The organism is Nonomuraea angiospora (assembly GCF_014873145.1).
GTDB classification, from domain to species: Bacteria; Actinomycetota; Actinomycetes; order Streptosporangiales; family Streptosporangiaceae; genus Nonomuraea; species Nonomuraea angiospora.
Map to the genome: position 1 here is coordinate 4,381,136 of NZ_JADBEK010000001.1, position 12,944 is coordinate 4,394,079.

General features: G+C 72.6%; 10 protein-coding genes. 8 read left to right on the top strand and 2 right to left on the bottom strand.

Going from position 1 to position 12,944, the window contains the following annotated elements:
• Positions 1-66 precede the first annotated feature (66 nt).
• The 8 genes from H4W80_RS19760 to H4W80_RS19795 all read left to right on the top strand — a co-directional run bounded on the left by H4W80_RS19760 (position 67) and on the right by H4W80_RS19795 (position 9,816).
• The gene (locus H4W80_RS19760) at positions 67-945 is read left to right on the top strand and encodes an oxamate carbamoyltransferase subunit AllH family protein (RefSeq protein ID WP_318786954.1); all 879 of its coding nucleotides are present in this window, start codon (positions 67-69) and stop codon (positions 943-945) included.
• Positions 942-2,282: an FdrA family protein gene (locus H4W80_RS19765; RefSeq protein ID WP_192786450.1), complete on the top strand. Its 1,341-nt coding sequence runs from the start codon at positions 942-944 to the stop codon at positions 2,280-2,282. Before H4W80_RS19760 ends, H4W80_RS19765 begins: the two co-directional genes overlap by 4 nt.
• A complete protein-coding gene (locus tag H4W80_RS19770) occupies positions 2,279-3,655 on the top strand; it encodes a YlbE family protein (RefSeq protein ID WP_192786451.1) in 1,377 nt (458 codons plus the stop codon). Before H4W80_RS19765 ends, H4W80_RS19770 begins: the two co-directional genes overlap by 4 nt.
• 121 nt (positions 3,656-3,776) lie before the next feature.
• Positions 3,777-5,825 (top strand): serine/threonine-protein kinase, encoded by a 2,049-nt coding sequence (locus H4W80_RS60860; RefSeq protein WP_225963548.1) that lies wholly within the window; start codon positions 3,777-3,779, stop codon positions 5,823-5,825.
• 41 nt (positions 5,826-5,866) lie between these two features.
• Complete coding sequence (locus H4W80_RS19780) at positions 5,867-6,439, top strand: TetR/AcrR family transcriptional regulator (protein WP_192786452.1); 573 nt, start codon at positions 5,867-5,869, stop codon at positions 6,437-6,439.
• A 52-nt stretch (positions 6,440-6,491) separates the two neighbouring features.
• A complete protein-coding gene (locus H4W80_RS19785) occupies positions 6,492-7,676 on the top strand; it encodes a Cmx/CmrA family chloramphenicol efflux MFS transporter (RefSeq protein ID WP_192786453.1) in 1,185 nt (394 codons plus the stop codon).
• Positions 7,673-8,488 carry an MOSC domain-containing protein gene (locus tag H4W80_RS19790; RefSeq protein WP_192786454.1) on the top strand — a complete coding sequence of 272 codons (816 nt, stop codon included), beginning with the start codon at positions 7,673-7,675 and terminating at the stop codon, positions 8,486-8,488. Before H4W80_RS19785 ends, H4W80_RS19790 begins: the two co-directional genes overlap by 4 nt.
• A gap of 116 nt (positions 8,489-8,604) precedes the next feature.
• Positions 8,605-9,816: an MFS transporter gene (locus tag H4W80_RS19795; protein WP_225963549.1), complete on the top strand. Its 1,212-nt coding sequence runs from the start codon at positions 8,605-8,607 to the stop codon at positions 9,814-9,816.
• On the opposite strand, the gene H4W80_RS19800 is transcribed toward H4W80_RS19795, so the two are convergent.
• Both H4W80_RS19800 and H4W80_RS19805 read right to left on the bottom strand, forming a co-directional pair.
• Complete coding sequence (locus H4W80_RS19800) at positions 9,798-11,366, bottom strand: bifunctional 3'-5' exonuclease/DNA polymerase (protein ID WP_192786455.1); 1,569 nt, start codon at positions 11,364-11,366, stop codon at positions 9,798-9,800. The two genes, H4W80_RS19795 and H4W80_RS19800, sit on opposite strands and share 19 nt — an antisense overlap.
• Positions 11,367-11,387: 21 nt before the next feature.
• On the bottom strand, positions 11,388-12,830 hold the full coding sequence (locus tag H4W80_RS19805; RefSeq protein ID WP_420540603.1) for a metallophosphoesterase family protein: 1,443 nt from the start codon (positions 12,828-12,830) through the stop codon (positions 11,388-11,390).
• Positions 12,831-12,944: the final 114 nt, after the last annotated feature.

Below are 12,944 nucleotides of genomic sequence, written 5' to 3' on the forward strand. Positions count from 1 at the left end.
AATTTACCCGTACGGAGGGTTCCCCGACCGTTTTACGGTCAGGTCCAAGGTCGGATGGGAGGTTCGGTGACCGTAAGCACTCATGCGAGGCGTACCCGCATCCAGGCTCGCGTCCAGGCCCGCAGCCACGTCACGGGTGCGGCCAGCACGGCGGTACGCCCCGTCCTGGAGTCGCCGCGCCGCCCCGCCCGGGTGCTCGCCGCGTTCCCGGCGGGGGTCTATCTCGAGGTCAGGACCGATCTCGAGCCTTCGGTGATCGCCGTCATCACGGGGACGGCCACCCGGCTGCCCAACTCCGTACTGCTGGCCGGCCCGCTGCCGGGCGTCACGGTGGGTGACGAGGCCTCGGTGGGTGACCGCAGCATCGAGCTGGGCCCGCTGAGCCTGGGCGTGCGCCGCTGGTGGGACCCCGCCCCGCCGCTGGGCCGGATCGATCGGGACCGGCTCGAACAGGCCGCCGCCCGCTTCGGCGACCCGCCGCGACCGGGGCTGGCCGGGAACGGCGCCGTCGAGCTGCTGGCCGACAGCTGCGCGAAGGGCTGGCTGCTGGGGGCCGTGACGGCGGCCGAGCAGCTCATGGGCCTGGGGCCCGGCCTGACGCCGAGCGGCGACGACGTCCTGGCGGGCCTGCTGGTGACGCTGCGGCGCCTGGGCGCGGCGGCCGGGGCCGACCGGGCGGTCCGGCTGGCCGGCTGGCTGGCGGCGACCGTGACGTTCGACGCGAGGACGCGTACGACGCCCATTTCGGCCACGCTCCTGCACTGCGCGGCCAGGGGTGAGAGCAGCCCCGAGGTGACCGCGGTGCTGCGCGGCGTCACGGGCGACCAGCCCCTCGAACCGGCCCTGCGCCGCCTCCACAGCCTCGGCCACACCTCGGGCTCCGACCTGGCCCAGGGCGTCGCCATCGGCGTGAGCGCCGTCCTCACGCTGGGCGGGCCCCGATGAGCGCCGAGACGGTGCTGGTACGGAAGGGCGCGTACGTCGACTCCATCTCCCTGATGCGCATAAGTCGGGCGCTGACCGAAATGTCGGGCGTGGAGGCCGCCATGGTCGCCATGGCCACCGAGCTGAACCTCGCCGTCCTCCGCGACCTGGGCTTCACGGTCCCGCAGGCCGGGCCCGGCGACCTGCTGATAGCCGTGCGCGCCCGCGACGCCGGCGCGGCCATCGAGGAGGCCGACCGGCAGCTCGCGAGCTTCCGTCACCCAGAGGGGGGCACGGCCGACCAGCCCCCGCTGACCACCCGCTCGGCCGCCGGCACGCCTGCCGACCTGGTGCTGGTCTCCACTCCCGGCGAGCACGCCTTCGCCGAGGCGCTGGACGCCATCCAGGCCGGGCTCCCCGTCATGATCTTCAGCGACGGCGTCCCCGTGGCCCAGGAACGGCGGCTCAAGGAGCTCGCGGAGGCCGCGGACGTCCTCGTGATGGGCCCCGACTGCGGCACCGCCCTGATCGGCGGCGTCGGCCTGGGCTTCGCGAACGTCCTCAGCCCCGGCCCCGTCGGCGTGGTGGCCGCGTCCGGCACCGGGGCCCAGCAGGTGACGTCCCTGCTCGACTGGGCCGGCACCGGCGTCAGCCACGTGCTCGGCGTGGGCGGCAGGGACCTGTCGGCCGAGGTGGGCGGCCTGTCCACGCTGCGGGCCCTGCGCATGCTGGACGAGGACCCGGCCACCGAGCTGATCGTGCTGATCTCCAAGCCGCCGTCCCCCGAGGTGGCGCGGACCGTGCGGGAGGCCGTGGGAGGCCTGCGCACGCCGGTGGTGCCCGCGCTGCTCCCCGAGCCGGACCTGACGGAGGCGGCCGAGCGGGCGCTGCGCGCGCTCGGCCGGCCGGTGCCCGAGTGGCCCTCCTGGCCCGCGTGGTCGGGCAAGCAGGGCCCGGCCAAGGCCATCAAGGGCATCTATTCCGGCGGGACGCTCAGCACCGAGGCCGCGCTGGTGGCCGGCCAGGGCGACTTCGTGGACTACGGGGACGACGCCTACACCAGGGGCCGGGCGCATCCCATGATCGACCCGACCCTGCGCGTCGAGGCGCTGGCCCGCGCCCAGGAGACGGACCTGGTGCTCATGGACGTCGTGCTCGGCCACGGCGCCGACCCCGACCCGGCCGCCTCGCTCGCGCACGCCGTGGCCCGCACCCCCGCCACCGTCGTGATCGCGCTCATCGGGACCGAAGGCGACCCGCAGGACCTGCACCGCCAGGCCGCCGCCTTCCGCGAGGCGGGCGCGGCCGTCTTCACCTCCAACGCCCAGGCCGCCCGGCACGCCAGGAGCCTCGTATGAGTCCGCTGTCCGCTCCGTCCCGCGTCGTCACGGTGGGCGCGGGCCTGCTCGACGAGGCGCTCAGGGCGCAGGCCGTCGAGACGACGCCGGTGTCCTGGCGCCCGCCGCTGCCCGGCACCGCCGAGGCCCTGGCCGCGGTGCTCGCCGACCCGCGCCGGCAGGCCGCGAACGAGCTGGCCGCGAGCAGGCTGACCTCCGCCCGCCCGCACCTGGTCGGAGTGCGCCGGGCCTCGGAGGTGCTGGCGCCGGGAACGTTCCTGCACGCGGGGCCGCCCATCACGTGGGAGCGCGCGTCGGGCCCGATGCGCGGCGCGCTGATCGGCGCGATGCTGCTGGAGGGCCTGGCCGCCGACGAGCACGAGGCGGGGCGCAGGCTGGCGGCGGGCGAGATCGCACTGCGTCCGTGCCACGAGCACGCCACCGTGGGCCCGATGGCGGGCGTGGTGAGCCCGTCCATGTGGCTGTTCGAGGTGCGCGACGACGAGCACGGCGGCACCGCGTACTGCTCGCTGAACGAGGGCCTGGGCAAGGTGCTCCGTTACGGCGCCTACGGGCCCGAGGTGCTGGAGCGGCTGCGCTGGATGGACGCGGTGCTCGGCCCCGCCCTGGCGGCGACGCTGGAGCGCACGGGGCCGATCGACCTGCGCTCGCTGATGGCGCAGGCCCTGCAGATGGGCGACGAGCTGCACAACCGCAACCGCGCCGCCACCTCGCTCCTGCTGCGCGAGCTGGCCCCGGCCGTGGTCGAGGCCGTCCCGGGGGCGGCCGCGGAGGTGCTGCGGTTCATCAACGGCAACGACCACTTCTTCCTGAACGGCGCCATGGCCGCCGCCAAGGTGAGCACCGACGCCGCCCGCGACGTGCCCGGCTCGTCCATGGTCGTCGCCATGGCCAGGAACGGCACCGACTTCGGCGTCCAGGTCTCGGGGCTGGGCGGGCGATGGTTCACGGGGCCGGCTGGCGTGCCCGACGGGCTCTATCTCGGCTCGTACGGGCCGGACGACGCGAACCCGGACATCGGCGACTCCACGATCACGGAGACCTCGGGGCTGGGCGGGTTCGCGATGGCGGCGGCGCCGGCCATCGTGCGGTTCGTGGGCGGCGAGGTGTCCGACGCGGTTCGGGCCACCCGTTCCATGTACGAGATCACGCTCGCGGAGCACCCGGTGTTCCAGATTCCGGGGCTCGGCTTCCGCGGCACGCCGGTCGGGATCGATGTAACTCTCGTCGCGAGAACGGGCCTGCTGCCCGTGGTCAACACCGGCATCGCGGGCCGCGTCCCGGGAACCGGTCAAGTAGGAGCAGGCCTGGTCAAACCCCCTGTAGAGGCATTCACCACTGCATTGATCGCATTGGCGGAACAAGCCATCTGAATGGCGATATTTCTGCAGGTCAAAGCTCTTGTAAGGATGCTCCAGCTTCCCTTGCGCATGCCCCGCCGATATCGTAACGAACCACTTTTAATCGCTCGTAGCGCGGGATGGGGGCGGGATCATGGCAGCCGACCGCTTGCTCAGCGGCCCCGGCGCGGAAGGAGGCGCCCCGAGCGGCGCCCCGCAGAGCCAGGGCCGTCTGATCGGCCGGCGTTACCGGCTCATGTCGCCTGTCGGCCGGGGCGGCATGGGCATGGTGTGGCACGCCCACGACGTCCTGCTCGACCGGGACGTGGCGGTCAAGGAGCTGATCCTCCCGTTCGGGCTCGACCACTCGGGCATGCAGGTGGCCCACCGGCGCGTGCTGCGCGAGGCCAGGTCGGCCGCGCGGCTGACGCATCCCGGCATCGTCACCGTGCACGACGTGGTCGAGGAGGACGGCCGCCCGTGGATCGTGATGGAGCTGGTCCGCGCGTGGTCCCTGGAGCAGGCCGTCCGCCAGAGCGGGCCGCTGCCGGTGCTGCAGGCGGCCGAGATCGGCATCCGGGTGCTCGACGCGCTCAGGCACGCGCACTCCGCGGGGATCCTGCACCGCGACATCAAGCCCGGCAACGTGCTGCTGACCCAGGACCGGGTGGTCCTGACCGACTTCGGCATCGCGGCCATCGAGGGCGACGTGACGATCACGCAGACCGGGCTGCTCATGGGGTCGCCCGCGTACATCCCGCCGGAGCGCCTGTCCGGGCAGGCGATCACGCAGGCGGCCGACCTGTGGTCGTTCGGCGCGACGCTGTACGCCGCGCTCGAGGGGCGGCCCCCGTACGAGGGGCCCGATCCGGTGGCGGTGCTCGGCGCGGTGCTCACGCAGGATCCGATCGCGCCCCAGCGGGCCGGCTCGCTGACGCCGGTGATCGAGGGCCTGCTGCGCAAGGACCCGGCCCAGCGGCTGACCTCCGACCAGGTCATCGAGATGCTGGAGGCGGTGCTGCGCGCGCACGGCTCCGTCCGGCCGCGCCCGGCCGAGCCGCCGCCCGTCACCGGGCCCGCTCCGGGGGACACGCCGGCCTCCGGGCTGCTGGAGTCCCCGTCGGGGCCCCATCTGGCGAACATGCCGTCGCGGATCGTGGAGACGCCCTCGGGTCCGATCCGGGTGCCGTACGACCCGCTGAGCAGCCCGTCCGGCGGTCACGCGATGCCGTACGACGGCCTGACGAGCCCCTCCGGCAGCCACCGGACCGACCAGCTGGTGCCGCCGCCGCCCGAGTTCGGCGGCCCGTCGGGGGCCCGGTCCGCTTTCGGCATGCCCTCGGGCCCGCACCGGGTCCCCAGGGGCCAGGGCGACGACTCCGGCCCGCAGCCCGCGCCGATCCTGCCGCTGACCACGGACAGCCGTACGTCCTCCACCGCCACTCCGTGGCCGCTGGCCTCGGCCGAGGACCTGCGCGAGCAGTCGCGTGACCTGTCGCGCGACCTCGGCCACAACCGGCTGGCCACGCTGCCCAGCACGGCTCCGCGCACCGGCAAGAGCCGGCGCAGGCCCGACGAGGACGACGGGACCTGGGTTCGCCGCGGGCGGCCGACGCCGCTCACGATCATCAGCGCGGTCCTGGCGGTGGCCGCCGTCGTGGCCGCGGTCGTGTTCTTCATGCCGAGCGGGTCGCCCTCCCAGGTGACGGCCACGCCGCGGACCGCGACGTCCGCATCCGCCGAACCCGGGAACGCCGAGCCCTCGCCGATACCGTCGGGCTACACCGAGCACGGCACGGCCGGGTTCGCCGCCGCCGTGCCCGCGGGCTGGAAGCCGGCGACGTCGGGCGGGGTGACCACGTTCAGCGGGCCGAAGGACTCCGGCATGCGGATCATGGTGCAGAAGGTGAGCCCGCAGACCGACGGAGGGCTGTCCGAGCTGGGCCGCCAGGAGGCCAAGGGCGGCGTGGAGGGCTACATCCAGGTGCAGCTCCAGGCCGTCGGCTACCGCGGCTGGCAGGCCGCCGACTGGGAGTACACCTACACCACGGCCAGCGGTGTCCCCATGCACGCGCTCACCCGGTACGTCACGATCGACGACATCACCGCGTACAAGATCACCTTCGATCTGCCCGAGCTCAAGTGGGACGACCAGGCGGAGACCCGCAAGGTGTTCCTGGACACGTTCCGGCGGGATGGCTGACGTATTGCACCACTCATTCCAAAACGGGTAATGTGCCAGATATGGGGCGACCAAGGAAGTTCGAGGAGGAACGCGCCGTCGAGGCGGCGATGCGCGCGTTCTGGTCCGCGGGCTTCGAGGCCACCTCGACGGCGGACCTGTGCGCGGCCACCGGGCTCGGGCGCAGCAGCATCTACAACACCTTCGCCAGCAAGCACGACCTGTTCGTGAAGGCCCTGAACCGCTACACAGAGCAGCGCAACGCCGCGCTCGCCGAGACGCTGGACGCCGACCTGCCGCTCAAGGAGAAGATCAGGACCGTCCTGTGGTGGGCCGTCGACCCCGAGCCCGGCGAGCCGCCCGGCTGCCTGGTGGTCAACTCGATGACCGAGCTGGCCCCGCACGACCCCGAGATCGCCGAGCTGCTGCGGCGTGACAACGACAGGCGGCGGGAGATGGTGCGCGCCGCCATCGAGACCGGCCGCTCGCGGGGCGAGATCGGCCAGGACCGGGACCCGCTCGCGCTGGCGCACTTCGTCTTCGCCACCGTCAGCGGCCTGCGCGTGGCCGCGCGGGGCGGGACGGACCGGGACGGGCTCGAGTCGATCGCGAAAACCGCCCTGGGCGTTTTCTGATCTTTTTTTACGCCGTCGTTTTGAACTGATCAATCCAAAAAGGAGGAACGCCATGCCCTTGGCCATCTACATATTGGGCCTTTCGATCTTCGCTCAGGGCACTTCCGAGCTCATGCTGGCCGGGCTGCTCCCGGAGATGGCCGCCGACCTGCGGGTGTCCGTGCCCGAGGCGGGGCTGCTGATCTCGGCGTTCGCCATCGGGATGCTGGTGGGCGCACCGGTGCTGGCCGTCCTCACGCTGCGCTGGCCACGGCGTACGGCGCTGCTGACGTTCATCGCGGTCTTCGTCCTGTCGCACGTCGCGGGCGCGCTGACGTCGAGCTACACCGTGGTGTTCGCCACCCGCGTCGTGGGCGCGTTCGTGTACGCGGGCTTCTGGGCCGTGGCGGCGAGCACGGCGGTCGGCCTGGTGCCCGCCAACGCCCGGGGCAAGGCGATGAGCGTGCTGGCCGGCGGCCTGACGGTCGCCACCATCATCGGGTTGTCCCTGGGCACGGTCATCGGCCAGCACCTCGGCTGGCGGGCCGCGTTCTGGGCGGTCGCGGCGCTGTCGGCGCTGGCCGGGGCGGGCGTGCTCGCCACCATCCCGGGCGGCCGCCCGGACGCCTCCGCGACCCCGCGCGTCTCCGTCGAGCTGCGCTCCATGATCAACCCCCGGCTCTGGCTCGCGTACGGCACGACCGCGCTGGCCACGGGAGCCCTGCTGGCCTCCTTCAGCTACCTGAGCGTGCTGCTGGTCGACACCACGGGCCTGGAGCCGGCCTGGGTGCCCGCGGTCCTGGCGCTCTACGGAGTCGGCTCGCTGATCGGGATCACCATCGGCGGCCGGACCGCCGACGCGCGGCCGTTCCCGTCCCTGTACCTCGGCGTCGCCGGCCTGATCGTCTGCTCGGTGGCGCTGGCCCTGACCGCGTCCGTCCCCGTGGCGGCCATCGCGATGATCTTCCTGCTGGGCGCGTTCGGCTTCGGCATGAACCCCGCCCTGAACACCCGCGTCTTCTCCCTGGCCAAGGACGCCCCCACCCTGGCGGCCGCGGTGAACGTCTCCTCCTTCAACGTCGGCATCACCGTCGGCCCCTGGCTCGGCGGGCTGGCCATCGGCGCGGGCCTCGGCTACCCGTCCGTCGCCTGGATCGGGGCCGCGATCGGCGTGCTCGCCCTGGCCACCGTGGCCGTGGCGGCCGCCCTGCACCGCTCGCCGGCGCCGGAGCGCGGTCGGGTACCTTCGGCCGTATGAAACTGGCGAGCATCCACTTCTACCCCGTCAAGTCCACCGCGGGGCACCAGGTTCACGAGGCCGAGGTGCAGCCGTGGGGGCTCGCCGACGACCGCCGCTACCTGATCACCGACGAGCACGGCGAGCTCCTGACGGCCCGTCAGGAGCCCCGCCTGCTGGCCTGCGTGGCCCGGGTCGAGGGCGGCTCGCTCACGCTGACCGGCCCGCACGCCGCCCCGCTGCGGGTCACGCCGACCGCCGTCACGTCCACGGTCGCCGTGGGGCGCACCCACGTGGAGCTCACCGACTGCGGCGACGACGCGGCGGACTGGCTGTCCGGGCTGGCGGGCCGGCCCGTCCGGCTCAAGTGGCTCGACGACCCGACCCGCCGGCCGGTCAATCCGGAGTACGGGCGGCCGGACGACCGGGTGAGCCTGGCCGACGGCTATCCGCTGCTGCTCACGTCCAGCGCCTCGCTCGCCCAGCTCAACGACTGGATCGTGGAGACCGCGCTGGAGCGCGGCGAGGAGGCGCCGCGGCCGCTGCCCATGCACCGGTTCCGGCCGAACGTGGTGATCGACGGCGTCGGCACGCCGTTCGCGGAGGACGAGTGGAAGCGGGTCCGCATCGGCGCGGTGGACTTCCGGGTGAGCAAGCTGTGCGACCGGTGCGTGCTGACCACGATCGACACCTCCACGTACACGAAGGGCAAGGAGCCCATCAGGACGCTTTCGCGGCATCGCAGGTGGGACGGCAAGGTGTGGTTCGGCGTCAACCTGATCCCGGACGTGCCCGGACGCATCGTCCAGGGAGATTCAGTCACCATTCACTGAAATATCGCCCTTTGGGGTGATGTCAGGGGCTATGCGAGACTTCACACGTGACCAGTGCCCCCACTACGCCCGCTGTCTCGTCCTCTGACCGAATTCGCGGCGTCCAGCGCCGCACCTTGGCCGTCCTGTCCGCGACGCAGATCGTGAGCGGGGTGGGGGTCGCCGTCGGGCTCGCGCTCAGCTCGGTGGTCGTGGACGAGCTCTCGGGCTCCACGGTGATCAGCGGCTTCGCGGGCACGGCGACCGTGCTCGGCGCGGCGCTGCTGGCCCTGCCCACGGCCAAGGCGTCGGGCAGCGGCGGCCGCCGGGCCGGTCTGTCGCTGGCGTACGCGGCGGCGCTGGCGGGCTGCCTGATCTCGGCGCTGGCGATCAGCCTGCGTACGTGGCCGCTGCTGCTGGCGGGCCTGGTGCTCGTGGGCGGCGGGAGCGCGGGCAGCCTGGCCGCGCGCTACTCGGCCACGGACCTGTCGCCCAAGGGCCGCTCGGCCAGGCACCTGTCACTGGTCGTCTGGGCCTCCACGATCGGCTCCGTGGCCGGCCCCAACCTGGCCAAGCCCACCGACCAGATCGGCATGCGGCTGGGGCTGGTGGAGAAGGCGGGGCCGTTCGTGTTCGCGGCGCTGGCGTTCGCGGTGGCGCTGGCCCTCATCTTCTGCCTGCTGCGCCCCGACCCGCTCACGCTGGCCCGCTCCCTGAACGACGGCCCGGCCGCCGCCCGCGGCTCCAAGGGGACGATCCGCACCGCCTGGCAGACCCTCCGCACCACCCCGATGGCCCGCCGCGCCCTCGTCATGATCGCGGTGAGCCACACGGCGATGGTGTCCGTCATGTCCATGACGCCGGTCAAGCTCCACCACGACGGCTCGAACCTGGACGTCATCGGCCTCGTGATCAGCCTGCACATCGCGGGCATGTACGTGCTGTCGCCGGTGGTGGGCTGGCTGGCCGACAAGGCGGGCAAGGTGCCGGTGCTCGTGCTCGGCATGGCCCTGCTGCTGAGCGCCGCCGCGCTCGCCGGCACGGCCGGACACGGGGTCTGGCAGGTGACGGCCGCGCTGGTGCTGCTCGGCCTCGGCTGGTCGTGCGGCCTGGTGGCGGGCTCGGCCCTCGTCACGGAGTCCGTCCCGCTCGAACGCCGCCCCGCCGTCCAGGGCCTCTCGGACCTGCTGATGAACGTCTGCGGCGCCACGGGCACGATCGTCGCGGGCGCCATCGTGGGGACGCTCGGCTACGGCGTGCTCGGCCTGGTCGTGGGGGTCATGGCGGCGCTCGCGGGCGTCTGGCTGACCGTCATCTGGCGCGCCGACCGTCACTTGGCGTCGGCGTAGGACGAGACGGCCACCGCCTCCATGGGAAAGCGCACCGGCGTCGCCCCGAACAGCAGCCGGGTGGCCTCGACCGCGGCCGACGCCACCGCGGCGATCACCTCCTCCGCCTGCTCGGCCGGGCAGTGGACCATCACCTCGTCGTGCTGGAAGAACACCAGCCGCGCCGGCTCCGGCAGCAGCCCGCGCAGCACCGCCATCAGCGCCAGCGCCCACTCGGCCGCCGTGGCCTGCACCACGAAGTTACGCGTGAACCGCCCGCGGTCCCGGGCCGCCCGCGCGCCCTCGGGCCCCGACACCAGCTCCTTCCACCGCGGCGAGGGCGGCGGGCTGGTGCGCCCGAGCCAGGAGCGCACGAGCCGCCCCTCCTCCCCCGCCTTGGCCGCGTCCTCCACGAACTGGTACGCCTTGGGGAAGCGCTGCCGCATCACCGCCAGCAGCTTGGGCGCGTCACCGCTGGTGCCGCCGTACATGGCGGACAGCATCGCGATCTTGGCGTGGTCGCGCTCGCCGCCGAACGACTTCGCCAGCGCCGAGTACAGGTCGATCTCCCCGGCGGCCCGGGCCAGCCCCACGTCGCCGGCCATCGCGGCCAGCACCCGCGGCTCCAGCTGGGCGGCGTCGGCGACGACCAGCGCCCACCCCTCGTCGGCCACCACCACGCGCCGCATCACCTTGGGGATCTGCAGCGCCCCGCCACCGCTGGTGGCCCACCGCCCGGACACCACGCCGCCGACCACGTACTCGGGCCGGAAACGCCCGCCCCGCACCCACTGATCGGCCCACACCCACCCGTGGAAGCTGTAGAGCCGGGCCAGCTCCTTGTAGGCCAGCAGCGGCTTCACCGCGGGGTGGTCGATCTGCTTGAGCTCCCACGACCGGGTGGTCTTCAACGCCACCCCCGCCCCCTTGAACGCCTTGACGAGCTGCTGCACCGAGTCGGGGTTGACCGGCTGGCCGAGGGCCGCGGTCACCTCGTCGGCCAGCGCCTGCAGCTTGGCCGGGCGCATGCCGTGGACGGGCCGCGGCCCGAGCAGCTCGGTCAGCAGCTCGTCGTGCACGTCGCGCCGCCAGGGCATGCCGTCGTAGGACATCTCGGCCGCGATGAGCGCCCCCGCCGACTCGGCCGCCACCAGCAGCCGGAACCTGCCCGGCTCCGGCAGCGCCTCGATGCGGCGCAGCTGGTCGGCCAGCACCTCCGCCACGGCCTCGGCCGCGAGCGGCTCGGGCGCGAACAGCGTGCCGGGCGCGCTCGGCTGCTCCTCCGGGACCGGCAGCCCGTGCAGCCGGGCGTGGGCGGCCCTGGCCGAGCGGCTCTCGCCGTAGCGGCCCTCGTACGCGAGCAGCAGCCCCTCGGTGAGCGCGAGGTCGTGGCAGCGCGAGACCCGCGCGCCCGCGCCCAGCAGGTCGGGATAGACCTCCCGCGCGTCGGCCCACACCCACCGCGGGCGCTCGGCCTCCTCCAGCTCGCGTACGGCCCCCGCCAGGTCGGCGGGGCGCCGCGCCGAGCCGCCCACGGGCAGCAGCGTCTCTCCGGCGACCACGACATACACGTGGTCAAGGGTGCCAAAAAGCTACGACAAAGCGATGCGCACCTCGTCCTCCAGCGGCGGATCGTCCTCCTGGGCCCGGCACCCGGTGGCGGCGAAGCACCGCACGGTCAGCTCCTCGGGCGTGACCGACAGGTGCAGGAACTGCTTGAAGAACGGCGGCGTGTCCCAGTCGGACAGCTCCGACAGGTAGCGGTGGAACACCTTGTCGACCGGCAGCCTGAGCGGCCACGGCCACGCCCCGAGCAGCCGCGCCGCCCACCGCATCCTGCGGGTGATCGTGACGGGGCCCTCGGGGGATCTGACCGGCTCGTTCTTGATCTGGTCCGCCATGATGCACAGGGCCTCGGAGGGCGTCAGGTAGATCCACTTCATCCGCAGGCGGTGCGCGTACAGCTGGCTGTAGAAGGACAGGGAGTCGCCGCGCAGCGGGTAGCACCTGAACTCGTCCTCGTGCACGTCCGCGACGTCGACCCGCTGGATCGTGTGCGTGGCGTGCATGAAGGCGCCGCCGCCGCCGGAGACGATGTACTGGATCACCCGGTCGCCCACTTTGACGGGGTAGCGCTGGTAGTTGTGCACGTCTCCGCCGATGGCCGCCACGTAACGGTTCGCCGGGTCGCGCACGATGTCGTCGATCGTGCCGCCTTCCTCCAGCGGTGAGGGCTTGTAGACGTTTCCGGTGTAGATGGGCTTGCCCGTGACGAGGATCTTGGGCCGCGGATCGCGCGAGACGCGCCGCAGCCAATCGGTCTGCCCCTTGTCGATGATGTTCTTGATGCCGGTGTCGACGCCGACGATCAGCAGGCTGTCGCTCTCGATCACCCAGTACGGCCCCGGCTGCGTGACCTGCTGGGACGGCTTGCCCCTGAGCTCGCGCGCCCGGGCCAGCCGCGCCTCGTCGATGGCCTCCGGCTTGCGCCACAGCAGGCCGCGCAGCCAGCGGTCCGGTCTCGGCTTGAGCGCCGGCGCGTCGCAGAAGACCCGCATGAAACCGCCGAGCCCGTCGTACCAGTCGTGGTTGCCGGGGACGGCGTAGATCGGGGCGTCATAGTCCTTGTACGGACGGAAGAACTTGTCCCCGTACTCGTTGCCCGATCCCGTCGGATAGATCACATCACTCGCGATGACGGCGAAGGACGTCTCTTCCCCTACTTTCAACATCCCCGGAACAACGGCGTACTGGGACGCGTCCCCCTCGCCTGTATCACCGAGCAGCAGGAAACTGAAATTTCCCCCGACAGGGGGTTTGATACGAAATTCCGGATCAATCCCTCGCGCTTCCTGAGCCGCCACCCATCGCGCCCGAACCTCTCCCGACGGATCCCCGAACAACCCCGCGAGGATGTCGTTACGCGATCTCCACAGCGTCGCCAAATTCAGCCAGGTAAACCCGTGATTGTCGGGTCTGAGCTGCGCGAACGCCCCCGTCTGTGTGCAGGCCCATCCTGCCCCCTCTTCTGACACCCTTGAGGAAAGCTGCTTTCCCCGCTCGGCCGCGACTTCCACCATGACCACATACTTACCGCGATCACCCATTCGTGCACCCGGAACGCTCCGTACTGTAAGGAACACAGAAGG